25 protein-coding genes are annotated in these 24507 nt (G+C 58.2%); 11 read left to right on the forward strand and 14 right to left on the reverse strand.

Annotated elements, in window-relative coordinates; genetic code table 11:
• Positions 1–2 precede the first annotated feature (2 nt).
• Positions 3–713 (reverse strand): rhomboid family intramembrane serine protease, encoded by a 711-nt coding sequence (locus IEX10_RS07740; protein ID WP_188672955.1) that lies wholly within the window; start codon positions 711–713, stop codon positions 3–5.
• A gap of 76 nt (positions 714–789) precedes the next feature.
• Here IEX10_RS07740 and trpS point away from each other — a divergent pair, with 76 nt between their 5' ends.
• From trpS to IEX10_RS07755, 3 genes are all read left to right on the forward strand, one after another.
• Entirely contained in the window at positions 790–1812 is a 1023-nt protein-coding gene (gene trpS / locus IEX10_RS07745) for a tryptophan--tRNA ligase (protein WP_188672957.1), read from the forward strand.
• Positions 1813–1883: 71 nt separating this feature from the next.
• Positions 1884–3167: a DUF2157 domain-containing protein gene (locus IEX10_RS07750; protein ID WP_188672960.1), complete on the forward strand. Its 1284-nt coding sequence runs from the start codon at positions 1884–1886 to the stop codon at positions 3165–3167.
• Positions 3164–3718 (forward strand): GDYXXLXY domain-containing protein, encoded by a 555-nt coding sequence (locus tag IEX10_RS07755; RefSeq protein WP_188672963.1) that lies wholly within the window; start codon positions 3164–3166, stop codon positions 3716–3718. Before IEX10_RS07750 ends, IEX10_RS07755 begins: the two co-directional genes overlap by 4 nt.
• Before the next feature lie 28 nt (positions 3719–3746).
• Here IEX10_RS07755 and IEX10_RS07760 read toward each other — a convergent pair whose 3' ends face one another.
• Positions 3747–4100: a hypothetical protein gene (locus IEX10_RS07760; RefSeq protein WP_188672966.1), complete on the reverse strand. Its 354-nt coding sequence runs from the start codon at positions 4098–4100 to the stop codon at positions 3747–3749.
• A 210-nt stretch (positions 4101–4310) separates the two neighbouring features.
• Between IEX10_RS07760 and IEX10_RS07765 the strand changes: the two genes are divergently transcribed.
• Positions 4311–6170 carry a DEAD/DEAH box helicase gene (locus IEX10_RS07765; protein WP_188672968.1) on the forward strand — a complete coding sequence of 620 codons (1860 nt, stop codon included), beginning with the start codon at positions 4311–4313 and terminating at the stop codon, positions 6168–6170.
• 84 nt (positions 6171–6254) lie between these two features.
• Here IEX10_RS07765 and cobM read toward each other — a convergent pair whose 3' ends face one another.
• From cobM to IEX10_RS07805, 8 genes are all read right to left on the reverse strand, one after another.
• Positions 6255–7046 carry a precorrin-4 C(11)-methyltransferase gene (gene cobM, locus IEX10_RS07770; protein WP_188672971.1) on the reverse strand — a complete coding sequence of 264 codons (792 nt, stop codon included), beginning with the start codon at positions 7044–7046 and terminating at the stop codon, positions 6255–6257.
• Between the two features lie 22 nt (positions 7047–7068).
• Positions 7069–8871, reverse strand: coding sequence for a precorrin-3B C(17)-methyltransferase (gene cobJ, locus IEX10_RS07775; RefSeq protein ID WP_188672972.1), 1803 nt, complete (start codon positions 8869–8871; stop codon positions 7069–7071).
• Between the two features lie 44 nt (positions 8872–8915).
• Positions 8916–9617 (reverse strand): precorrin-2 C(20)-methyltransferase, encoded by a 702-nt coding sequence (gene cobI, locus IEX10_RS07780; RefSeq protein ID WP_188674624.1) that lies wholly within the window; start codon positions 9615–9617, stop codon positions 8916–8918.
• On the reverse strand, positions 9614–10825 hold the full coding sequence (cbiE, locus tag IEX10_RS07785) for a precorrin-6y C5,15-methyltransferase (decarboxylating) subunit CbiE (protein WP_188672975.1): 1212 nt from the start codon (positions 10823–10825) through the stop codon (positions 9614–9616). The genes cobI and cbiE overlap by 4 nt, the downstream gene beginning before the upstream one ends.
• Positions 10822–11487 (reverse strand): precorrin-8X methylmutase, encoded by a 666-nt coding sequence (locus tag IEX10_RS07790; RefSeq protein WP_188672977.1) that lies wholly within the window; start codon positions 11485–11487, stop codon positions 10822–10824. Before IEX10_RS07790 ends, cbiE begins: the two co-directional genes overlap by 4 nt.
• A complete protein-coding gene (locus tag IEX10_RS07795) occupies positions 11484–12713 on the reverse strand; it encodes a sirohydrochlorin chelatase (RefSeq protein ID WP_188672980.1) in 1230 nt (409 codons plus the stop codon). The genes IEX10_RS07790 and IEX10_RS07795 overlap by 4 nt, the downstream gene beginning before the upstream one ends.
• A gap of 5 nt (positions 12714–12718) precedes the next feature.
• The gene (locus IEX10_RS07800) at positions 12719–12940 is read right to left on the reverse strand and encodes a DUF6732 family protein (protein WP_188672983.1); all 222 of its coding nucleotides are present in this window, start codon (positions 12938–12940) and stop codon (positions 12719–12721) included.
• Positions 12941–13224: 284 nt separating this feature from the next.
• Positions 13225–13995 (reverse strand): MBL fold metallo-hydrolase, encoded by a 771-nt coding sequence (locus IEX10_RS07805; RefSeq protein ID WP_188672986.1) that lies wholly within the window; start codon positions 13993–13995, stop codon positions 13225–13227.
• A gap of 168 nt (positions 13996–14163) precedes the next feature.
• On the opposite strand from IEX10_RS07805, the gene IEX10_RS07810 reads away from it, so the two are divergent.
• Together IEX10_RS07810 and IEX10_RS07815 are read left to right on the forward strand one after the other, a co-directional pair.
• Complete coding sequence (locus IEX10_RS07810) at positions 14164–15141, forward strand: glutathione S-transferase family protein (RefSeq protein WP_188672989.1); 978 nt, start codon at positions 14164–14166, stop codon at positions 15139–15141.
• 50 nt (positions 15142–15191) lie between these two features.
• A complete protein-coding gene (locus IEX10_RS07815; protein ID WP_188672992.1) occupies positions 15192–16028 on the forward strand; it encodes a trypsin-like serine peptidase in 837 nt (278 codons plus the stop codon).
• Positions 16029–16056: 28 nt separating this feature from the next.
• Here the strand turns inward: IEX10_RS07815 and IEX10_RS07820 are convergent, their stop codons facing one another.
• A complete protein-coding gene (locus IEX10_RS07820) occupies positions 16057–16425 on the reverse strand; it encodes a response regulator (RefSeq protein WP_188672995.1) in 369 nt (122 codons plus the stop codon).
• A gap of 138 nt (positions 16426–16563) precedes the next feature.
• On the opposite strand from IEX10_RS07820, the gene IEX10_RS07825 reads away from it, so the two are divergent.
• The 4 genes from IEX10_RS07825 (at position 16564) to gap (ending at position 19964) form a co-directional block, all read left to right on the forward strand.
• On the forward strand, positions 16564–16938 hold the full coding sequence (locus tag IEX10_RS07825; protein WP_188672998.1) for a DUF1636 family protein: 375 nt from the start codon (positions 16564–16566) through the stop codon (positions 16936–16938).
• On the forward strand, positions 16935–17894 hold the full coding sequence (locus IEX10_RS07830) for a threonine-phosphate decarboxylase (protein ID WP_188673001.1): 960 nt from the start codon (positions 16935–16937) through the stop codon (positions 17892–17894). The genes IEX10_RS07825 and IEX10_RS07830 overlap by 4 nt, the downstream gene beginning before the upstream one ends.
• 3 nt (positions 17895–17897) lie before the next feature.
• The gene (cbiB, locus tag IEX10_RS07835; RefSeq protein ID WP_188673003.1) at positions 17898–18845 is read left to right on the forward strand and encodes an adenosylcobinamide-phosphate synthase CbiB; all 948 of its coding nucleotides are present in this window, start codon (positions 17898–17900) and stop codon (positions 18843–18845) included.
• Between the two features lie 120 nt (positions 18846–18965).
• Positions 18966–19964 carry a type I glyceraldehyde-3-phosphate dehydrogenase gene (gene gap / locus IEX10_RS07840; RefSeq protein WP_188673006.1) on the forward strand — a complete coding sequence of 333 codons (999 nt, stop codon included), beginning with the start codon at positions 18966–18968 and terminating at the stop codon, positions 19962–19964.
• Between the two features lie 124 nt (positions 19965–20088).
• Here gap and IEX10_RS07845 read toward each other — a convergent pair whose 3' ends face one another.
• Genes IEX10_RS07845 through IEX10_RS07855 form a run of 3 tightly spaced genes read right to left on the reverse strand, consistent with a single transcriptional unit; the run spans position 20089 to position 22438 of the window.
• Positions 20089–20862: a lysophospholipid acyltransferase family protein gene (locus IEX10_RS07845; protein ID WP_188674627.1), complete on the reverse strand. Its 774-nt coding sequence runs from the start codon at positions 20860–20862 to the stop codon at positions 20089–20091.
• Positions 20859–21761 carry a cell division protein FtsX gene (locus IEX10_RS07850; protein WP_188674630.1) on the reverse strand — a complete coding sequence of 301 codons (903 nt, stop codon included), beginning with the start codon at positions 21759–21761 and terminating at the stop codon, positions 20859–20861. The genes IEX10_RS07845 and IEX10_RS07850 overlap by 4 nt, the downstream gene beginning before the upstream one ends.
• Positions 21761–22438: a cell division ATP-binding protein FtsE gene (locus IEX10_RS07855; protein WP_188673009.1), complete on the reverse strand. Its 678-nt coding sequence runs from the start codon at positions 22436–22438 to the stop codon at positions 21761–21763. The genes IEX10_RS07850 and IEX10_RS07855 overlap by 1 nt, the downstream gene beginning before the upstream one ends.
• Positions 22439–22615: 177 nt before the next feature.
• Between IEX10_RS07855 and IEX10_RS07860 the strand changes: the two genes are divergently transcribed.
• Positions 22616–24502 carry a zinc-ribbon domain-containing protein gene (locus IEX10_RS07860; RefSeq protein ID WP_188673012.1) on the forward strand — a complete coding sequence of 629 codons (1887 nt, stop codon included), beginning with the start codon at positions 22616–22618 and terminating at the stop codon, positions 24500–24502.
• The last annotated feature ends 5 nt before the right edge of the window (positions 24503–24507 follow it).

A 24507-nucleotide genomic window follows, 5' to 3' on the forward strand; every position in this document is an offset into this window, starting at 1 on the left:
GGTTAAATATCCATATTCCGACCGCGTCGCATCCGGTCCCGCCAATAGGTCAGCCCCGCCCCTGCCACGGGCCGCAGCAGCGCGCAAATCCCGAAACCGACGAAGAAACCGGCCACACGTTCAAACCAGTCGTGCCCGCCGAACAAGATTGAAAACACCGCAAGCAAGACGCCAAGTGCCGCGATCAGCCGAAAGGCGCGCAGCCCGTTCTGCCCGACAGCCCGCTGTTCGGTGAACAAAATCCAGCTCAGCGCACCGATTAACCCGTAAGACGCCGCCCCCGCCCCAAGCATGGCCATCGTCGGCCCCATCACAATCGCCTGCGCCAGCGCCGCCAGAATACCGCTGCCAAAGAAAATCGCCAGCAACACCAGCCAGTGAACCCGCTCCCCGACGAATTTCCCAAGGGCGAGGATAAAAACCACGCTGAACAAAGCGGCGACGAAATTCGCATGCACAAACATGTAGCTGACAAACCGCACCAGCAGCTCGGGCGGATACTGCCCTGTGTCCCACATCAGATAGACCGCCGCATTGGAAAAGCCGAACTGGTCCGCGATCATAATGCGCCACGCCGGTCCGGTGGCCCCGCCGATAATACCTGCCTCGCCCAGTTGGAAGATCGCCTCCACAGCAGCGATGAGGACAACCAGCAGAATAACCACAGGCGGCAGGGGGTTGATCGGGGCGCTATTCCCCTCGGCGTCATACATGTAAAGGCTCCATCGCTTGACGATACCCGCCCATATAGCGATAACCCCTCCATCAACACCAGACGGAGTTTTCGCAATGGGCGAGACAATACACACACCGCGCGTCTTTTCCGGCATCCAGCCATCGGGAAATCTGACGCTTGGCAATTATCTTGGCGCGCTGAAACGCTTTGTCGAGATGCAAGAGTCCGACATCGAAACCCTCTATTGCGTGGTCGACATGCACGCGATCACCGTCTGGCAAGACCCCGCAGACCTGCGCCACAACACCCGCGAGGTGACAGCCGCCTACATCGCCTGTGGTCTCGATCCGGCGAAATCCATTCTGTTCAACCAGTCGCAGGTTCCTGCACACGCACAACTGGCGTGGATCTTCAACTGTACTGCGCGGATCGGCTGGATGAACCGCATGACCCAGTTCAAGGACAAGGCAGGCAAAAACGCCGAGAAATCCTCTCTCGGGCTGCTGGCCTATCCTGCGCTGATGGCAGCGGACATCCTGATTTATCAGGCCACCCATGTGCCTGTGGGCGAGGACCAGAAACAGCATCTGGAACTGGCCCGTGATATTGCGGCAAAGTTCAACCATGACTTTGACACGGATTTCTTCCCCTCCCCCGATCCCCTGATCGACGGCGAGGCCACGCGCGTCATGTCCTTGCGCGACGGCACCAAGAAGATGTCCAAATCCGACCCGTCGGATCAAAGCCGTATCACCCTGCGCGATGATGCTGACACGATTGCCAAAAAGATCCGCAAGGCCAAGACCGATCCGGAGCCCCTGCCAGAGACGCTGAAAGAACTGGAAGGCCGCCCCGAAGCGCGCAATCTGGTAAATATCTACGCCGCCCTGTCGGGTCGTACCGCTGAAAGTGTGATTGCCGAATTTTCCGGTCAGCAATTCGGCCAGTTCAAACCGGCCTTGGCCGAACTCGCCGTGGATCATCTGGCACCAATCACGCAGGAAATGAACCGGCTGATGGCCGATCCTGCTGAAATTGACAGGGTTCTTGGCAACGGGGCAGACCGCGCCGCCGCTATTGCCGAGCCGATCCTCGACAAGACGTATGACATCGTGGGCATGGTTCGCTCCCGCTGATCCGCACCACTTTTGGTTGACGCGCAGACCCTGCGCCATAAGATGCCCCCGAAACGAGGGGCATCTTTTTTATGGCCATTTGGAACAAAAAATCCGTTCTGACAGAAGCGATCGAAGACTGGCAGGCTCGTGGCTTGCTGGACGCGACAACAGCGGCGCAGCTTGACGCGGATGTGCAGAGCCGTGCGGGTGGCACGTCGTTCCGGCAGGTTCTGGTGCTACTCGCTGTAATCTGCCTCGGCTTTGCGGTGATGAGCTTTGTTGCCGCCAATTGGGACGGGATGGGCCGCCTGACACGGGTGGGCCTGATCTTTGGCGCTATGTGGGCTTTCTGGGGCGGTTCGCTGATCCTGTCCCTGCGCGGCTATCACAAGACAGCGCAGACCTGCACTCTTGGCGCCTGCGCGATGTTCGGCGCAGGGATCATGTTGATCAGCCAGATTTATCACATTCAAGGCAGCCCCAAGGCCGCGACTTGGCTGTGGGCGATGGGCACGTTGCTGGCTGCAGCACTTACCCTGTCTGTTCCGGCCCTTGTGCTGTCGCTCGCACTGTTGATGACATGGGTAATGGTGCCCCCGAATATTTTTTCCAGCAACCCGCCGCTCCATTTCGACTTTCCATTGTACCTGCTGGCCGCTGGCGCACTCGCCTATGCGGTGCGCAGCCGGTTTGCCGCCCATCTGATCGTCTTCTCTGCGTGCATCTGGTTCATGCTCAGCGCGTTGACCCTCGTTGATCAGGGATCACTGGTGATGCTGAACATCGGGCTTAGCCTCGCCTTCGTGATGCTCTCCACAACGCTCTGGTCTGATCGCACCCGCCGACTGCTGCGCGGGTTCGAGCGGGCGGTGATCCTTTACGCTATCGCATTTTTATCCGTGACCATATTCGCGTGGCATGTGATCGCCCTTCATGAAGGGGCGCTGATCCTCTATGGACCGACGAGCCTTGCCTACCTGCTGCCTGCACTTACCAGCCTCGTGATCTGTTGGACCGTTGGCATCAGTGCTGTGCGCGCGGCCCATCCGAACGCCTATGATCTGATCGTCACCCCGCTGTTTGCTACGGTGACTTTTGCTCTGATGCTGACCAAACCCGACCACGCCCTGCTCGCGCAGTTGCTAATGGTTGGGGGGGCTGTCTGGGTGATCCGCATGGGCTGGCGCATTGAATACCGTCAGCTGGCAATGCTCGGTTTCTTTCTTTTCGCCGCCGCGCTGCTGACCACCTATTTTGAAACCGTCGGCACCTTGATCGGGACCAGTGTGTTTTACCTCGGGGTGGGCGTGCTTTTACTGGCCAGCGTGTTCATCATCCCGCGCCTGTCCCGCAAAAAAGGAGACCCGTCATGAGCCGCCGTTTCCTGATCATAGGCACCCTTCTCGCAGCCCTGCTGCAAACCGGCGTTTTGGCGAAAATCATCACCGACCGCGCCACCACCCTGCAATCGGGACAAGAGGTGCTGCTGGAAACCGGCTTTATCGACCCACGAGACCTGTTCCGCGGCCATTACGCTGTTCTGAACCTCCAGATCAGCCGAATTGATCGAAACAGCGTATCCGTTAATGGTAGTTTCACGTGGAACGATCCGGTCTACGTCGCGCTCGATACCTCCGGCCCCTTCGCCCAACCTGTCAGCCTGCACGATACCTACCCAACCGATTTTGACGGTCCCGTGATTAAAGGCAACGCCCTGTTCACATCCGGTAGCGATAGCCAGACGCTGCGAATCGATTTCCCGTTCGACCGCTTCTTTGCCCCGCAGGAACGGGCACTGGAACTGGAAAACCTGCGCCGAGAACAAAAACTGGGCGTCATCCTTGCTTTAGCCAAAGACGGCACTGGCATGATCAAAGGGCTGACAATCGAAGGCGAAAAGTTTTACGAGGCGCCGCTTTACTAAGCCGCGGCTTCACGGGTTTGGCGCAACCTCAGGCCTCGGGCGCGCTGAGATAAGCAACCGGCGCGTTATCCGCCTGTTCAAAGTCCAGAACGCGGCCCTCTGTTACGCGGGACAGGCGTTTGTATTCATAGACCATCTCCGCCCCTTCCTGCGCAGAACACACAATCAGGCATTCGTGTAACAAGCGGGCGCCGTTGCAAAATTCCACGGTTCCGCGCAAGGGGGGTGCATCCACTGACAGGGCAAAGCCGCCGTCCCAGTTGCGCAGCACAGGATAAACATCTTCCCCGACCACAACCCGCAAACGCGCGCTCCGCTCCAGTTCCTGTGTACGGGCGCGGCGCAACCCTTCCAGAACTTCGGGTGACATGTGAACGTCCATTAAGAATCCCCTCTTTGACGTATCCAGTGTGGCGTATTAATATGTATTTTCAATGAATTTAATGAGACGAAATCGTGAAGCTGTGCGGATTTGCAACCCAGCCTTGCGGAAATCGACCTTTACACACTGGCCCCAACCGCGTAGCTGCGGCACGAACCTCCCTGCCGCGCGTGACCGCTCTTCGGGGCCAATCCCGAAAAGAACTGACCTATGAAACAAGCTCTCACTGACGCGCTATCCGAGCGCGGTTACGAAACACTTACCCCCGTCCAAACCGCTGTGACCGATCCCGAACTGGGTAATTCGGACCTTTTGGTCTCGGCACAAACCGGATCTGGCAAGACGGTGGGCTTTGGGCTCGCACTTGGCCCGACCCTGCTGGAAGACGATGAATCCTTCGGGCCTGCTGGTAAACCGCTCGCCTTGGTGATCGCCCCGACACGGGAACTTGCCATGCAGGTGATGCGCGAACTGACGTGGCTTTACGGTAAGGCCAACGCTGTCGTGACCTCTTGTGTGGGTGGCATGGACATGCGCGACGAACGCCGAGCGCTTGGCCGCGGCGCTCATGTGGTAGTGGCCACACCGGGGCGTCTGCGCGATCACATCATGCGCGGTTCTATTGACCTGTCCGGCCTGCGCGCTGTGGTGCTGGACGAAGCGGATGAAATGCTGGATCTGGGCTTTCGCGAAGATCTGGAATTTATCCTCGAAGCGTCCCCTAAATCCCGCCGCACGCTTTTGTTCTCTGCAACCGTTTCCGGCAGCATCGCGAAACTGGCGAAGACCTATCAGAACGATGCGGTGCGCGTTTCCACCATCGGTGAACGCCAGCAACACTCCGACATCGAATACCACTTGATGAGCGTGGCCAACCGCGACGATGAAAAAGCCATCATCAACGTGCTGCGCTACTATGAGTCGCCCGGTGCGCTGGTGTTCTGTAACACCCGTGCCACTGTGAACCGGCTGACCACCCGCCTGTCCAACCGCGGCTTTTCCGTGGTGTCCCTGTCAGGCGAGCTGTCCCAAAACGAACGAACCCACGCGCTGCAAGCCATGCGTGACGGACGGGCCCGCGTTTGTGTGGCGACCGATGTTGCAGCACGCGGGATCGACCTGCCAAACCTTGATCTGGTGATCCATGCGGACCTGCCATCCAACAGTGAAACCTTGCTGCACCGCTCGGGCAGGACGGGCCGTGCGGGGCGTAAGGGTGTTTCGATCCTGATCGCCAACCCTAAAGCCCTGCGCAAAGCCGCACGTCTGCTGAGCACGGCGAAACTGACAGCTGAACAAGGCCCCGCCCCTTCAGCCGAAGCCGTAAGCGCGCAGGACGAAGCCCGTATGCTGGCCGATGAGGCTTGGCACACACCGGTTGCGGAGAAAGAATCTGAAGGTGTCGCCAAACTGCTGGAGCTGCACAGCCCCGAGCAAATCGCAGCGGCCTATCTGCGGCTTTACCGCTCCCGTCAGACTGCGCCGGAAGAATTGGGCGAGCCGCAACCGTTTGACCCGCGCGATGCCAAAGCTGCCTTCGGGCCTTCGGTCTGGTTTTCTGTGGCGGGTGGCCAGAATGCAGGCGTCGAAGTGCGCCGCTTCCTGCCCAAACTGTGTAAAGTTGGCGGCATCACCAAAGACGACATCGGCGCAATCCGCGTGCAACACGGCGAAACGCTGGTGGAAATCCGCAAGGGCAGCGTCGATGGCTTCCTGAAATCTGTCGGACCAAAGATGGAGTTCGACCGGGAGTCTCCGATCACCCAGATCGATGCCCCGAGCGCTGCGCAACGTGGTCCAAAGCCGAAATTCAAACCAAAAGCGTCTACAGCGCCGGTGGACTGGAACGACGACCCGGCCCCGCGCCGTAAAAAGCCCAAAGCGCCGACCACCAAAGACAAAGGCAAGCCGAAGTTCAAAAAGCGCGCCCGCCCCGAGGACAGCCGTCCCGAAGGCGTGGTGACGCCGCTGAAAAAGAAGGGCGGCAAGAACCTTGCACCCGCAGTCGGAAAGGCCAACAGCAAGAAGAACAAGGCGCGGCGCGCGGCCTCGAAGAACCCGTCGAACTAACGTTTTATTAAAATCTGCCAGACAAAAAAACAGCCGGTGTCCCCAAAGACACCGGCTGTTAACGTTTTCGCGCGAATACTGCGGTCAGGTGTTGTTTGGTTCCACCAGATCAACGCCGGTAACAGGACGCAAAACATGGGGTTTTGATGGATCATAAAGCGCTGAATCAACGAACTCATGGCTCTCTGCCAGTGCGGGGCCCACCATAATCAGCGCGGTGCGGGTAATCTTGGCCTTGCGCACTTTCATGCGAATGTCGGACAGGGTGCCGCGAATAATCTCTTGATCGGGCCAGCCCACACGGTAGCCAACAACCACAGGGCAATCCGCGCCGTAATGTGGGACCAACTGCCGTTCAATCTCGCGCATGTTGCGCACGGCCAAATGGATCGCCAACGTGGCACCGGTACGACCGAAGTTGTCCAGCGTCTCGCCCTCCGGCATAGAGGTAGACTGCATGGACATACGGGTCAGCACGATGGATTGCGCGATTTCCGGTATGGTCAGTTCCTGCCCGATGGTCGCAGCCATCGCCGCATAAGCCGGAACGCCGGGGATGATTTCAAACGGAATGTCATCCGCCCGTAGCCGGCGGATCTGCTCGGCAATGGCACCATACAGCGACGGATCACCCGAATGGACCCGTGCCACATCCTCGCCCCGCTCATGTGCGGCTTTGATCTCGGCGTGGGTATCGTCCAGCGTCATGGCGGCTGTGTCCATGACCTTCGCCTCTTCGGGCGCGCAGGCCACCACAGCCTCTGGCACCAGCGAACCTGCATAAAGGCAGACTGGACAGGCTTCGATCCGCGCCTTGGCTTTGACCGTGATCAGATCCGGATCTCCCGGACCAGCACCAATGAAATAAACTGTCATATCGCTTTCCTCTCTGCGCCGCTCAGGACGCCAGATCTCCATCAATCTTGCGGGCATAACCGCGCGGTGTGTACATGCGCGGCCCCTCGCCCAGTTGTGCCAGCTTGGAATGGCTGGACCCGACCAGAACAACCGTCAGCATGTCCACTTCATCCACTTCCAATTCGGACAGCTTGCGATAGCGAACGTGTTCTTCGGGCCGCCCGAGGCTTGATGCCAGCATCACAGGCGTATCCGCTGGGCGGTGTTGCAACAGAATGTCCCGCGCCTCGGCCAGCAGGGTACGGCGACGCATGGAAACAGGGTTGTAAAAGGCGATAACAAAATCCCCTTCCGCCGCCGCCTTCAACCGCTTCACAATATCTTCGCGCGGGGTCAGCAGATCGGACAGGGAAATAGCGCAGAAATCATGCCCCAAGGGCGCACCAGCGCGGGCCGCAGCCCCTTGCAACGCACTAACACCAGGGGTGGAAACCACTTCGACACGGTGCGCCGCATCGGACACGCCCATTTCATCAGGACCGCGATCCAGCAGTTCAAACACCAGCGCGCCCATCGCGTAAATACCGGCGTCACCGGAACAAATCAGCGCAACATTCTTACCTTTGCCCGCCTGTTCCAGCGCATATCGGCAGCGGTCTTCCTCACCGCCCAGTGGAAAGTCAGAGCGTTCCTTGCCGTGCGCCAAAGCGCCAAGTAGATCGATATAGAGCCCATAACCCACCAGTTCTTCGGCTTCTGCTACCAGCGCGCTGGCCTCTGGCGTGCGCCAGCTGTGTTGGCCCGGACCAATACCAATGATCGACAGTTTGCCACGCGAACGCCCCGCAAACGCGGTGATCGGCGTCTCTGCACGCACCAGCGCACAAGTGGCATTCGCGGTTTTTTGCTTTTCAACCGTCAGCACTGCCGCGTCCCCGCCCAATGCCAGCGCCGCGCCTTCGGACACGCCGTGACAACCGACCTCGTCAAAAACCACCGTCGACGGGCTGGCCAAACGGGGCGTCTGCGTTTCGAGTTCTGCCGACGTGAACACGCGGAATGGCACGCCCAAACGGGCGGCTGTTTCGATCATCGCAGGTTCGTCGCCCTTCAGATCAAGCGAACCGACGCAGGCAACCGCCCCCGCTGCAATGTTGTTGTCCGCCAGCGTTTTTTGCACCAGTTCCCACATCTCGTCCACATCGCAGCCCCGCGCACAGCCAAGTCCCAGCGCAAAGCGTTGCGGATGATAGACCAGCCGCGTGCCGTCCCCTTCAGCAGGCGCTTCAGTAGTGGTCAGCGTGACAGCGCCGCCATCCATAGCTTCGATACCCCAGATATTTTCGCCTTCTACACAAACACCCTCACCCGATAGCATCAGGGCCATCGCAGCCTTCGCATCTTGCGGGTTGGACAGGCGCCAGCCAACGGGCGGTTCATCCAAAGCGACCCCCATCGCCACATCACCGGCAGTTGTTACAGCAGCATGGGCCGACAGACCCTCTGCAATCTGCCGCGCCAGCCGGTTCGCACCCCGATGCCCACCGAGCAGCGGGATCACGGTGGATCCGTCATCCGGCACTGCCAACAGGGGCGGTTCCGTTTTCTTGTCGTTCACCACTGGCGCAACGGCCCGCACCAGAATACCGGCAGCGCAGACACCGACAACAGGCGTCCCGCTGGCAAAAAGCACCCGCACATGATCCAGCGCATTGGCGAAATAGGCATCCGCCTGATCCACGCGCCCTTCGCGCCCGTGTACCGCAGCACCCAGAATTTCCGCCACACGGCGGGCCGTGGCCTCACCAGAGCGGGACAAACAAACAACTACAGGATTAACCATCCATCAAACCTTATTACTGGGCAGACCACAGCCTGCCGTCATTGTCACAACCAAGGATCCTCGCCCTTGGTCACTAATATCATCGAGAAATAGGGCGCCGTTTCCGGAGCCTCTGCCAGTGGCATCGCCTTTTGTTCCGGCAAAGTTGCCCGCTCCACATAACCCGCGTGTTCCATCAGTCCGAGCCGGTTCAGCACGCGCCGGATCTTGGGCAAATGCCGCCCGACTTTCATCACCGCAACAGCCTGTGCAGCGGCGATCCGTTGCTCCATCGCGGTTTCTTCCATTGGGCCCGGAATGATCGTCAGCACCTCATTGCGCGCTGACAGCGGAGACCGCAATGCGGCGGCGCAGGCTGTTACGCTGGTGACACCGGGCACGACTTCGACGTCAAATTCGTCCGACAGGCGGGAAAACAGATACATGAAAGAGCCGTAGAAAAACGGATCGCCCTCACACAGTACCACCACATTTTTGCCAGCACGCAGGCAGGCCGCCAGATCAGCCGCACCAGCGTCATAGGCCGCTTGTGCCGGTTCCCGTTTCACGGACATTGGAATGGAAATGGCTATTTCCTCTGCCCCCTCAGGGATTACACCAGCAGCAATCGCGCGGGCGAAGCTGGCCCCGCCTTCAAGGCTCGGATAGGCCACAACATCCGCCGCCCCGATCAACCGCGCAGCTTTCAGGGTCATCAGTTCGGGATCCCCCGGACCGAGCCCGACACCGTAGAGTTTACCGTTCATCGCTTGATCAGGCTCCACTGCGTCACCGGCATCAAGGGGCGCCAGCCGGTCAGTCCGGTTTCCGGTCCGCCAATAGGTTCGGCGCGGTTCACGTTCAGTTTGACCAGTTGACCGCCGTATTCCTTGTGTAGCGCCAGCAGCAAGGTTTCGCTTTCCAAGGTCACTGCATTACACACCAACCGGCCGAGCGGACGCAGCGCGTTCCAGCAGGTTTCGAATGTTTCATGGGACAGCCCCCCGCCGATGAAAATCGCATCAGGCGCTTTCAAACCGTCAAGCGCTGCGGGAACCGAGCCGTCGATCAACTCCAACCGCGGAGCGCCCAGCGCAGCGGCGTTTTGGGCGGCAAACAAGCGACGATCAGCGCGGGGTTCTATCCCGACAGCGTGGCTGAACCGTGCCGCCCGCATCCATTCCACAGCGACAGACCCGCAACCGCAGCCCACGTCCCACAGCAAAGCCCCGCGCATCGGCATCAGTTTGGCCAGCGTCACGGCGCGCACTTCCTGTTTGGTCATGGTGCCATCGTGTTGGAACAGGTCATCCGCCAGCCCCGGTACACGGGGGATCAGCGCGGCATCGTCCGCAGCAACGCAATCCACCGCCAGCGTATTGAAAGCAGGGACCACATGATCCCAGCTTTCTGCCAGCCCGTCGAACCGTTGTTCGTCTTTGCCACCCATCGCAGCCAGTACGGTTAATTGCGATTTTCCGTATCCCCGCTGTGTCAGAAAAGTCGCAATTTGCGCTGGCGTTTCCGCACCGGTCGTCAGGATCAGCAGCCGTTGGTCCGGCTGGATGAAAGCGATCATTTGTTCTACAGGACGCCCGTGCACCGTCAGTGTTTCCACGTCAGGCATAGACCAGCCCATCCGCGCCGCCGCCAGTTGAAAGGCGCTAAGCTGCGGGTGATAGGTAATCTCGGTCGGTGGGATAGACCGCCCGATCCGTGCACCAACCGAATACCACAGCGGATCGCCCGTCGCGAGAACAACAACCCGCTTGCCTTTATAGCTCTGCAACGTGTCAATCAGCGCATCAAAGGGCGAAGGCCATGCAACACGCGCCGCGGTGATGTTGTCGGACAGGGAATGGTGCCGATCACCGCCGATAATCACTTCCGCAGCTTCCACGACAGCGCGGGCCGTGGGGACAAGCCCGTCGAGACCATCCTCGCCAATGCCGACAATATGCAACCAAGGTGTCATCGTTTTTCCTCTACCAAGCCAGCTGCGAGCGCATTTACTGCGGAAGACGCAATCGCCGAACCTCCCTTGCGGCCGCGTAGGGCCACGAAGTCGCAGCCTCTCGGGCGGGCGGCCAGTTCGGCCTTGCTCTCGGCGGCCCCGACAAATCCCACCGGAAACCCGAGGATACAGGCGGGTTTGGGCCAGCCTTGATCCAGCAATTCCAGCAAGTGAAATAGCGCGGTCGGGGCGTTACCAATGGCCACAACCGCGCCTTCAATGTGATCCTGCCACAGCTCTACGGCGGCGGCGGAACGGGTGTTTTCGATGCGCTGTGCCAAATCAGGTACAGTCGGGTCGTTCAGTGTGACAATCACGTCATTTTCCGCCGGCAGATAGCGCCGGATAATCCCCGCGCCGACCATTTCGCAATCACACAACACTGGCGCGCCAGCCCGCAAGGCATCCCGCCCCGCAGCGAAAGCGTCAGGTGAAAAGGCCAGACGGTCCGCAATTTCCACCATGCCGCAGGAATGGATCAGGCGGATCACCATCGCTTGCATCTCTTCGGGGAAACGGTCCAGACTGGCCTCGGCCCGCACCGTGGCGAAGGACTGGGCATAGATCGCGGACGGGGTCCGCTCATAGGGCAGCGGGCGCGGCGGTTTCGCTCCGTTTCTCATTTCCGGCGTGCGCTTTCAGGGCCAAGCGGATGTTTCGCATGGGGGTAAACCGGATGCGCGTGATCATGGTGATGGTCGTGGCCATGATCGTGATGATGGTGATGCCCGTGATCATGGTCATGATGATGGTGGTGGTCCAGATCCAGACGACACTCGCCCGTGCACCAATCCCCGCATAAACCGCAGTCTGACACATTGGACCCCGGCGCCTGGGCGCCTTGCCCTTCTACGTGATGGTGATGGCTTTCCTGAACAGCACCGACTTCAGCCTCGAACCCGATGATCTGCGCACGATATTTGCACAAAACACATGTGGGCGGCGGCACTTCGGACAGGGCGGGATGATCCTCCCCCATTGCGGCGCGGCGCTCTTCGGCAGGGATGACACGGGTGTCGCCCCCGTCCATCGCCAACACCTGCGTCCGGTACTGGCAAATCCCGCAGTTCGGGATCGGCGTGCTACCAAGCTGTTCCCTCACACGGTCTGCAAAGGTCTCTAGCACCAGCGGATGATCGTTCAGATACCCCGCTTTAACGAACTGAATATCGGGATATTTCGCAGCGCATTTGTCTGTAAAGCCGTAAATCCGGTCGATCAGAATACCTGTGAACAGGAAATACGGAAAGACGATGACCCGCTTGTATCCAAGGCGGCTAACATGATCGAGACAGGGTTCAACCAGCGGGAAGGTCACGCCGGAATACCCAACTTCGCACCAGCCAAACCCCATACCTTCCCACAGCATCCGCGCGATTTTGGACACGTTGGAGTTTGCATCTGGATCAGAAGCACCGCGCCCGATCACCACCAACGCGGTCTCTTCGAGCGGCAGTTCACCGTGTTCCGCATTGGCCGCATCAACAGCTTCCTGCACCCGTGCGCCAGCGGCGGCGATCATTTTTGGATCAACCCCAAGCTCGCGCCCGTAAGACACTTCAATCCCGTTTTTCACCGCATAAGTATTGAGAACAGTCGGGATGTCATTCTTAGAGTGCATCGCCGCAAACAACATACCCGGCACCGCAAGGATGCGGTCACAGCCCGCATCGCGCAGTTTATCCAACCCAACGCGGATCACCGGATTTGCAAACTCAAGATAGCCGTATTCCACCTGCCAGTCCGGCAGCAATGGGGGCAGTTTTTCCGCCAGCACCGAAAATTCGTCAACCGCAGACTGGCTGCGCGAGCCGTGGCCGCAGATCATTACACCAATTTTTTGTGTCATAGGATTCAAGCCTCTTGCGGGGCTTCGTCAGACTCCGCCTTTTCCGCTTCGGCAACCTTGTTTTTCTTACGGCCCTTAAGGATATTCCAGCCCGCAATCGCAACCGCCGCCCCGATCGCGCCTGCAGCGACCCAATGATCATGAGACGCCACTTCGCCCACATGCCCGACATGGGCATTCGCCCCTGTTGCGGCCAGAATTGCTGTCAAAAATACCGAAAATCGCATTGCGGTCCCTTCCTTTTGTCCAACGGAAAGGCCGCCACAGGATGTAGCGTTCTAACGATCTCGTTCATTGCCCCCTATTTGGGTCGACCTTGAACGATACACCTCTCCGGCCCCTGTGGGGCATCGTTGAGCAAGGTATACGCAGCCCAATCCCGCCACGCAACGGGATTCGCGGCAGAACAAGGGCCGGAAACGCCACTGCGCCGGGGCGGGATGCGGCGTTTATAATTGAAAACCCCGCAGCGCGGTCGGGCACAGCGGGGTTTATCAGCTCTAACACCAGATCAGCTGTACCAGCCGCCCATCTTCACCTGCACCGCTTCATTCAGCAGCTTTGCGAAGGCTTCTGGATCTTGCATGCCTCCGTCCCGACCGCGGTAATGATAGGGGTAGACATATTTCGGTTTGAACTCTGACACAGCCGAGGCCGCCGCCTCTACGTCCATTGTAAACGGCAGGTTCATACAGACAAATGCCACGTCGATATCTTTCAACGCGCGCATTTCGGGGATGTCTTCTGTGTCGCCCGAGACATACACCCGCAACCCGTCAATCCCGAGCACATAGCCGTTGTCGCGCCCCGCAGGGTGGAATTTCAGCTTGTCTTCGGTGGTGTTATAGGCGGGGATTGCCTCTATCGACATGCCATTAAATTCACCCGAATCGCCGTTAATCATTTGGCTCGCTCTGGCTTTCAGGTCCTCTGGCAGCTGCTTGTAAACTTCGGCGTTCGTGATCAGTTTGGTGCCCTCCGCCACCAACCCGTTCAGCGTGTCCACATTGAAATGATCGCCGTGATGATGGGTTAGTATGATCAGATCGGGCTTGGGGAAATCAGCATATTGAGCCGCCTCGCCCACGGGATCGACGTGGATCGTGCCGATTGGCGTCAGCAGCACCATCGAAGCATGGGCAATTGCATTCACAGAAACCGTTCCGGAATCCGTTGCAAATTCATTGCCGGCATGGGCTGCGGCCCCGACCACATAGGGCAAAAAGACAACGCCCGTTGCGGCGACGCCGGTTTTTAGAAAACTTCTGCGGGAATGGGTCATTGGATTTACTTAACCTCCTGTGTGGTAATCCCTAATAGATAGCGCGATTAAGCAGTTGATCAAAAACTCTTCAGTTCTGCTATGTGGAACAGTGAAATCCGCAGTCATGGAAAGACATCTTCGCTGAAAAAGGTTAACCCTACACTCAGGTAGAAGGAGCATTCTGTTATGGGTCAACTGATCAACGGTGACTGGAAAACCGAAAAACTGGTGAACTTGGGTAAGGACGGCAAATTTGTGCGCAAAGACTCCGGCTTTCGCAACTGGATCACCCCTGACGGCAGCGCCGGCCCAAGCGGTGACAGCGGCTTTGCAGCGGAAAGCGGCCGGTATCACCTATACGTTTCGCTCGCCTGTCCTTGGGCCCACCGCACATTAATTTTCCGCGCGCTTAAGGGGTTAGAGGATCATATCACGGTAGATGTGGTTCATCCTGACATGCTCGAGAACGGGTGGACCTTTCAAACAGATGGCGGCCCCGCACAGGGCGACAGCCTGTTTAACAGCAAATTTCTCTATCAGATTTACCAAAAAGCCGATCCGGACGCGACCACCCGCGTGACCGTTCCGGTGCTATGGGATAAACAGAAAAACTGTATCGTTTCCAACGAAAGCGCCGAGATCATTCGCATGCTCAACTCTGCCTTTGACGGGATCACCGGCAACACGCAGGACTTCTGGCCAACCGACTTGCGGGAGGGCATTGAGGAGGTAAACGCGCGAATTTACACCACGCTGAACAACGGGGTCTATAAGGCCGGTTTTGCCTCCAGCCAGAGCGCCTATGACAGTGCGATCACCCCCCTGTTCGAAACGATCGACTGGCTGGAAGACCACCTCTCGACGCATCGTTATCTTATGGGGGATCGCCTGACTGAAGCAGATTGGCGCCTGTTTACCACACTGGTCCGATTTGACGCGGTCTATCACACCCACTTTAAATGCAATCGCAACCGGATCACAGATATGCCGAATCTATGGGCCTATGCACGGGAGCTGTTCCAGTGGCCCAGCGTGGAGCAAACAGTGCATTTCGGACACATCGTGCGCCATTACCACTACAGTCAGGACAATGTGAATCCGCACCGGATCATTCCGATAAACCCCTCTCCCGACTGGCACAAAGCGCACAAACGAGGAACATAATTTCGCCCCAGAGTGATGTCAGCCTGATCCGGCACAACCGGAGACAGTTCATGACGTATCTAGGACGCCTTGCCGTAGCATGTTTGATTTACCTCACTCCCTCCAGCCTCGGAGCGAGCGGCCTGACGCCACTGACAGACCGAACCGACATACTCGGCTGGGAGGCTGTGGGCAGGATCGACATCGGCGGGCGCGGCTATTGCACTGGCGTGCTGGTGGCGAGCGATCTGGTATTAACCGCGGCCCATTGCGTTTATGACAAGGGGACCAACCGCCTGCATAAGGCGGAAACCTTTTCTTTTGCCGCGGGCTATCAGGACGGCACCTCTATTGAAACCCGCGCCGTGCAACATGTGGTTGCGCATGCCAACTACAGGGCAGCACTTGGGCCGATCACCTCCAACATTCGCCATGATGTGGCCTTGTTGAAACTGGCTACACCGATTTCCACCTTCACAGCCGCACCGTTCGCAATCCATTCCGGAATTGCGCCGGGCAATTCGGTCAGCGTGGTGTCTTACGGCAAGGGGCGCGATGATGTGATGTCATGGCAAAAACAGTGCGATGTACTGGCACGCGGCGCAGGCCTGATCGCCTTTAACTGCGATGTGACCTTCGGATCATCCGGCGCGCCGGTCTTTGTAAAAGAGGGCAACCGCGCGCGTATCGTGTCCCTTGTATCCTCGGGGCGCAATGCGGATGGGGACATCGTGGCCTTTGGCATGGATTTGCCCGCCAATATTGCCCATCTGAAACGGGCATTACGGGTGCTGCCCCGCCACTCGGATACCCGCACCGGTTCCACACCGCTGACACAGATCAGGCGCATCACCGTTGGGTCCGATCGTAAAAGCACCAGTGCAAAATTTGTAAAAAGCGGGAATTGACGATGATCGCTGAAACACGCACGACGTGTTAGTTGCCACCGCTTCGCCCGTAGTGATCCACCAGCGCGGCCAGATCATCGGGCAGAACAGGCGTGTGCAAATAGCCTCGCGCATTTGGAATAAGATCAAAAATCATCCCGTCAGAAAAAAAGCTTTTGGCGGTCACAACTATGATTGCCACATGGGGGTTCCGGTACGTCGCCAGATCACTGATAGCCAGCACACTGGTATCTTCCATGCCCACATCCAGCACCAGCACGTCAAACGTCTCAAAACGCAGAGCGTCAATCGCGCATTTTTCGTTGGGACACAGGCGCGTACGACCGCCCTGCCGCTCCAGATGGCGACACCACAGGCGACCAAGTTCCGCCACGGCTTCCACAACGAGAATATTCATAACACACCCAAATTTACAGAATCTTAAAGGTCTGCTCAATTTGTTAATAAAGTTTTAATTTTTTTCGCCCTAGCCGTTAGGAATTGTATTTTCGCGGTTTTGATGGTGAAACGAGCGGAAACCTGCTGAAAGACTGCTATGACCACGACCATTACAATATGCGAAACCTGCAAACGGGAAGGCTGGAACGCTGAAAGCCAGTCCCAAACCGACGGCGAACTGCTGGCCGAAGCGGTAGAAGCCGCCGCGCAAGGGGCCAGCGATGTGAAAACCCGCCGCCACGCCTGCCTGATGGGCTGCAACCACGGTTGCAATATTGCCATTCAAGCGGAAGGCAAACTGACCTATGTGATGGGCCGCTTTGAGCCGGGTAGCGAAGCTGCCGAAGGCATCGTGGAATACGCCCAAAAACACGCCGCCAGCGAAAAGGGTCAGGTGCCGTTTCGTGAATGGCCAAAAGCGGTCAAAGGCCACTTCGTATCGCGCATCCCCACCCTGCCAGAGCCTGAATGACATCGCCGGATCAAAAGCGGGACCATGGTGGCGGGCTTGATGCCGCCATTGCCCGGTTTGGCGGCGCGCGGGCGGATTGGGTGGATCTGTCCACGGGAATCAATCCCGTCCCCTATCCGTTGCCCGAAATTCCCGCCCGCTTCTGGCAGGCCTTGCCGGACAGTCAGGACCAGTCTGACCTGCTGGGCGCGGCGCGGCAGTTCTGGGGCGTGCCGGAAGGCGCGGGCATTGCTGCGGCTTCGGGCGTTTCTGCCCTGATCGCTGCCCTGCCCCGACTGGCCCCTGCGACCCGCGCTGGCATCATCCGCCAGACCTATAACGAACATGCCGCCAGCTTTAACGCTTTTGGCTGGACTGTCGGCGAGTCCCCCGCAGACGCCAATGTTTACGTCCACCCGAACAACCCCGACGGGCGGCTTTGGGATCGGGATACAGTGCTCCAACAGCACAAATCCCTGACCATCATCGACGAGAGCTTTTGTGACATCAGCCCCTCCGCAAGCCATATGGAACTGGCGGATCGGCCGGGGTTTGTCGTCCTCAAAGGGCTGGGCAAGTTCTGGGGGCTGGCTGGCGTGCGGCTTGGCTTTGCAATTGCGCGGCCTGAAACCATCGCCAGACTGGAACAAATGCTAGGACCTTGGGCGATTTCCGGTCCGGCGCAACACATCGGTTTGCACGCCCTGTCGAACCATACGTGGGCCGATCAAACCAGAGCGCGGCTGGAACAGGACACCGCGCGGCTGGACGCCATGACAGCGAACGCAGGTTTCACGAATCCGCGCGGCACAAGCCTGTTCCGGCTCTACGATGTGGCCAGTGCAGAGGCAGCATTCGAACAACTGGCGAAGGGTCGTGTCCTGTCGCGTATTTTCCCCTATTCCAAGACACTTATCCGCCTTGGCCTGCCCGGTCCGCAGGCGGCTTGGTCCCAACTGCAACAGGTACTGGAGTAACCTATGAGTATTTTCCTGATGGTTCTGTTGGCGCTGGTGCTGGATTTCCTTCTGGGGGAACCAGAGAAAGTCTGGGATCGCTACCCCCATCCGGCCACTCTAATGGGGCGGCTGGTGAATTCCCTCGACGAGCTTCTGAACCACGGTGCTGCGCGGCGGATCAAGGGATTTATCGCTGTCGGGGTATTGGTACTGGTGGCCGGAGCGATCGGGCTGGTCTTTGAGGTGCTCAACAATATTGATTACCTCGGGCTGGTGGTAAACCTGCTTGAAGTCGTGATCGCTGCTGTTCTGATCGCCCATAAAAGCCTGATCGACCATGTGCGCGATGTGGCAGCGGCCCTGCAAAAGGGACTGCCGCAAGGGCGAAATGCTGTGTCGATGATCGTAGGGCGCGACACCGGTGCGATGCGGGAAACCGAGGTCTCTCGCGCCGCTATTGAAAGCGCTGCCGAGAATTTTTCCGACGGTGTGGTTGCACCGGTGTTCTGGTTTCTGATCCTTGGTCTGCCCGGCATTCTGATCTATAAAATCATCAATACCGCCGACAGTATGATCGGCTACAGAAGCGAAGAATATGCCGAGTTCGGCTTTGCTGCCGCCAAGCTGGACGACATCCTGAACTGGCTGCCGGCGCGTATCACGGCTGTGCTGATCTGCATCGCACATTTCGACCGCACCGCTCTTGATGTGGTGTTTGAAGACGCAGATATGCACCGTTCCCCAAACGCCGGTTGGCCCGAAGCGGCGATGGCCGGAGTGCTTGATGTGTCACTGGCCGGCCCGCGCAGTTATGACGGCGAAATGACCAATGATCTGTTTGTTAATGAACACGGCAAACGGAACCTGAACAGCACAGATATTCTTGACGCTGTGCGCGCGCTGAACCGCAGTTGGTTCGCCATGACAGGCGCTTTCGCCCTTCTCGCCCTGATTTTCTGGTTGATGTAATCGTCTACCGCTCCAAATGAGGTTGAACCTTGCATCCATTTACGTTATCGCTAACGCAAACACAAACGCAAATGCGAAAACGTCCGGATCGGGCGTATTTTTTGGGATCGGAGAAGCACTATGACTGTTAAAGTAGGAATTAACGGCTTTGGCCGGATCGGCCGCAACATCCTGCGCGCCATCGTAGAGAGCGGCCGCACAGATATCGAAGTGGTCGCCATTAATGACCTGACACCGGTGGATAATTCCGCCTACCTGTTCAAATACGACAGTGTGCACAAGGTTTTCCCCGGTGAGGTCAGCCACACAGAAAACTCACTTGATGTGGGCTATGGCCCGATCCCTGTGACCGCCCTGCGCGATCCGGCGGAACTGGACTGGGGCCATGTGGATATTGCGCTGGAATGCACCGGCCTGTTCAAAGACAAAGAAAAAGCAGACAAATACCTTCAGGCAGGTGCCAAGCGTGTTCTGGTGTCTGCGCCGGGCAAAAATGCTGATAAGACCATTGTTTACGGGGTGAACGATGACACGCTGACAGGGGAAGACATCATCGTTTCCAACGGGTCTTGCACCACCAACTGTCTTGCGCCACTGGCGAAAGTTCTGCACGACACCTTCGGGATTGAAGACGGTCTGGTAACAACTGTTCACGCCTATACAGGCAGCCAGCCGACACTGGATCGTGGCAGCAGCAACTGGGAACGGGGCCGCGCCGCTGCGCTTTCGATGGTGCCAACCTCCACAGGTGCGGCCAAGGCGCTGGGTCTGGTTCTGCCCGAACTTGAAGGTAAGCTGGACGGCGTTGCGATCCGCGTGCCAACGCCAAACGTGTCCTGTGTGGACTTCAAGTTCAACACTACAAAGGAAATGACCATCGAGGCGATCAATGCTGCGCTGCAAGATGCTGCGGACGGACCGATGAAGGGCGTTCTTGGCATGGAAACCCTGCCGCTTGTGTCGATTGACCTGAACCACGACCCGCGGTCTTCGGTGGTGGCAACGTCAGAAACCCAAGTTCAGGGCCGAATGGGCCGCGTGCTCAGCTGGTATGACAACGAGTGGGGCTTTTCCAACCGTATGGCCGACACCGCCGTTGCGATGGGCAAATTCCTGTAAAGACTTTCGCGCGACCAAATCAATGCTTCAAGACACCACTGTCTAGAAGCTTCATTTATGAAGCGTCCTATATGAAGCGTCTTGTAAGACGCTTCATATTTGCAGGGTGATAAGTAACGCTCTGTTAATCCTTTGCGGCAGCCTGACGCCCGGTGTCTTCGACCAGAAAACCAGCCTCAGCCATCAAACGGTTTGATGCAGGCTCGATCACCTGCTCCAGAACCTTTGTGATCTCGCCAGTATCCATACCGTCCACATCTTCAGCCTTCAGGGGCGGCAGAAACTCCACCACTGCCAATCCCGGCTTGCGATAGATCCCGTGGCGCGGCCAGAAAACACCCACATTTGTCGCCGCTGGCACCACAGGTTGCCCCGTCTGCTGATGCAATACCGCCGCACCGACTTTATAAGGCAGATGCGCCCCTGCTGCCACGCGCGTCCCTTGGGGGAAGATGATCAACTGACCAGGCAATTGCGCACCGGATTTCACATCCGCCACCATCTTCTTGACCGCCGCACCACGCTTGCCACGTTCCACCGGCACACAGCCGATCTTTAACGCGAACCAGCCCAAAATAGGCGCCCATTTCAGAACCGCCTTCATGATAAACTTGGGCCGGGGCACCGCTGATACGATCAGAATAATGTCAAAAAAGCTCTGGTGTTTAGACGCGATCAAAACTTCGTCGGTCGGCACCTCACCCCGCACTTCGGACTTCAGCCCGACCATCCAGCCAGCCGTCCAGCGCACCCAGTGACAATAGCTGCGCACCGCCCAATAGGAATTCTCCCGTTTGATCACCGTCATCGGAATGAAGAACAGCGCCATGACAAACATCGCCAGATACATTTGCCCGATAAACAAAAGCGAGCGGAGCCATTGGATTGCATACATCAGCTTAACCTCGACAAAGCACGGAAGGCCGCCAGACGGGTCGCCCAAAAGGCCACCACTGCAGCGATTACCGGCACAACAATCGGCAGGAACCAATGCCAGCCGACAAAGCCCAGACCGGTTAGGAAGGCGCCTTCTTCCGCCGGAGCTGGCATAAATGCAACACCGAGCATAGCCAGAGCCGTGCCGATTGCCGCCCCGATCAGCGCCCGCAGGGTGAACCGCCGGACGAACGCGCGGGCAATGTACACGTCCCGCGCGCCAATCAACCGCAGCACCCCGATCACCTGACCGTTTGCAGCCAGCGCGGACTGCGCCGCCAGCGTAATCATCGCCCCCATGGACCCCGCAATCAGCAAGATCGACACCAGCCCGAGCAACCGAAGCCGTGTCGCCGCCGTCACCAAAGGTTTGCGCCATCGGGTGTGATCATCCAGTACCGCCCCCGGCGCCTCGGCACTCAGCCGCAGTTTCAGACCGGCCATATCCGGCCCTTTGCCCTCTTCCAGAACCTCGATCAACCGCGGCACCGGCAACGTGTCGAGCGGTAGGTCAGGGCCAAACCAAGGCTCGAGCAGTTTGCGCTGCTCTGCGTCCGACATCACCCGTGCGCTTGCAATACCGGGGGTGGTTCGCAACACCTCAAGCACCGCTTCGGACTGGGCTGCCAGCTGGCCTTCGGGGGCGGCAATGCGAATGGTCGATGTGCGTGCCAGCTCAGCATCCCACCGGTCTGCCAGCCGCCCCGTCGCCAGTGACAGGGCCAGTGCAAACACCGTAAGAAACGCCATTGCCCCGGCGGTAAAAGATGTCAGCCGCGAGGTGAAACCACTTGGTGGCACCACGCGATCCGCATTGGTATCACCGCTGAAAACCTCAAACATACTGCGCAAACGCTCCATCACAAATCCGCTCCGGCCAGTTGCAACTTGGCATTGTTGATCCGCAAAACCCGCGCTGAAACCTCCGATTTCGTATTTCGAATCAGGTTAAGATCATGGGTCGCGATCAGGATTGTTTTGCCCATCCGGTTTAATTCAACCAACAGCGCGATCAACCGCTGCGCCATTTCCCAATCCACGTTTCCTGTCGGCTCATCAGCAATAATCAGGTCCGGTGACATGATAATCGCGCGGGCCAGTGCTGCCCTTTGACGTTCCCCGCCGGACAGTTCGGCAGGCAAGGCATCACCCCGTTCGCTTAGCCCGACCCAGCCCAGAAGATCATCGACATTGCCCTGATCCACCTCAGTCTCCCGTCCCGAAACGGCCAGCGGCAACGTCAGGTTGTCCCGCACACTGATGTGATCGAGGAACTGGCAATTCTGATGCACCACACCAATGCGCCGCCGCACCCGCGCCACATCATCCCGCGTCATCGCCCGCACGTCTTGCTCGAAAATTCGCACCATTCCGGTGGTCGGCATCAATGCCTGATAGCACAAATTCAACAAGGTCGTTTTACCCGATCCTGAAGGCCCGGTCAGGAAATGAAACGATCCGGGGGACAATCGCAGGGTCATATCGCTGAGAATATCACGCCCACCATAGTTAAAACCCGCGTTTTTCAGCTCTATCACTCTGTGCCTCGTTTACTGTTCGACAGTCCGTTTTGTCGGTTTTCGCTCATCCCGCCCATACATGCAATGTTTACAAATTTGAACAGATACTTGGAATGAAAGGGTTCCACCGCTAAAACTAGTAAAAACGCTGATTCGCGGGCTGGCGGTTGGCAGAAAAAAATAAGCGAGGGTGCCATGCGTATAGTATGCCCAAGATGCGTCGCGCAGTACGAGGTAGATGAAGCAGCGATCCCGGAGTCCGGGCGCGAGGTTCAGTGCGCTAATTGTGACAATATCTGGTTTCAGGACTATATCGAAATGCTGCCTGATCGCGCTGTCGATAGCGCAGAGGATTTTGAGGACAAAGGCGTCTTTGACAATCTGGATGACCTCCCCGAGCTCAACTTTAGATCAAAACGCGCACAGACCGCTGCACCGTCTGCACAGCCGGACACAGTTACGGCGGACGACAGTGACGAGGGCGAAGCGATCGCCCGGACCGAAGACAGCACCGCACCCGCTGCCCCGCATTATTCTGCCAGCGAAGACGATTATGACGATGGCGATTATGACGACGACGATGCGCCTTCGCCGAACCTGCGTGCAGCGCCTGTCGCCGAAGATGTCCTAAACGTCCTGCGATCAGAAGCTGCGTTTTCTTCAGCTTCGGCGGCACGGGACAAACTGGACGCGGCCACTGCAGATGCAATTGATGGTGACGGCGAAGAGCGTAAAATCGCCGTAGACCGCGCGCTTGCGCAAGCGGATGACGAACAGGAAACTCCCCTTGAAAGCGGTTCGGATCCCAAAGATCAGGAAACACCGGATTTTGATGAAGAAACGCCTTTGGAAGACGCTGCAGCAGATGATTTGGCTGCAGATCATGACCCTGAAGATGCCCATGACGGGTCCGGTTTAGCGACCGATGATGCGCAAGCTGAGGTTGCCGAGGACGCCTTGGCAAAAGACGACACCGCCGAAGCTGATGATCTTGGTTTTGAAGGCTTGACCGAATTTCTAGACGCCCATGCTGGCGAAGAGCAGGAAAGCGATACCGACAAGGACGCTTTACAACCCGACCCGTCCGCACCGGAGCCACAAGACGCCGCCGATGCAACCGCAGAGGATGCAGCGGCCGACCCGGATTTCGATCCGCTCGCCGATTTGGAGGCTATACGCAGCCAGCTTGAAACCATCGGCGCACATCGCTCCGCCGAGGCGGAACAAGACCCCGACACTATGGCGGAAGACGATGCGGAGCAGTACACCCCGATCCTGCCGTCTGACGACCCGCTGCCCGAGGATACTGACGAAGAGTTACGAAATCCTTACGCCAGCGACGATTCTTTGGATACAGAGCATGACCTTACCGAGGATCTGTCCCTTGCTGACATAGATGAAGACGATGCACCTTCGGACATGCTTGCCGCGCTTCGCGTGGACGCCGAAGAAGATGGCATAGGGGACGGCGAATCCGACTTCGACGACTTGGAAGAAGATCGCGCCCGCCATGCCTATCGCGCAGATTCTACCGGACCGCTCTCTAAGGAGCACGCCGAAGAAAAAGATGGCGCACCCGAGGATGACGACGGCATTCCCAAAGGGGGCGTTGCCGCCGCTGCAATCATGGGGCTTTCACGCCCGAAAGCCAGAACCGGACGTGGCCGTGCGCGAGTCAAACAGGGCTTTGGGCTGGATGGAGAAACAGACAAAGCCGCCCTGTCCCCTCTGGAAGAGGGCGAACTGGAACTGGCCGACGAAACAGCTTCGGGTCAGGCGGGCCGCAAGTCCCTTTTGCCCGACGTAGATGAACTTGACGCGTCGCTGCGCAGCGATGCCGGACAGCCCCGCCGCAGAGACCGCGAGATGCGCGAGGCCCACGAAGAAGAGCTTGCCCGCAAGTCCGGCGGTTTCAGACGCGCCTTTGTCTGGACGGTGTTTATATTTGCAATCCTCATAGCACTATACCTGCTTCACCCGCTGATCGTAGCTGGCATGCCAGCAGCGGCAGTGGTGCTTGATCCTTACGCATCAGCCATCGACAGCCTGCGTTTGATGATTGAGCGGATGATCGGCGGTTAACGCGC

The sequence above is a fragment of the Neptunicoccus cionae genome (genome assembly GCF_014643735.1).
GTDB lineage: Bacteria > Pseudomonadota > Alphaproteobacteria > Rhodobacterales > Rhodobacteraceae > Amylibacter > Amylibacter cionae.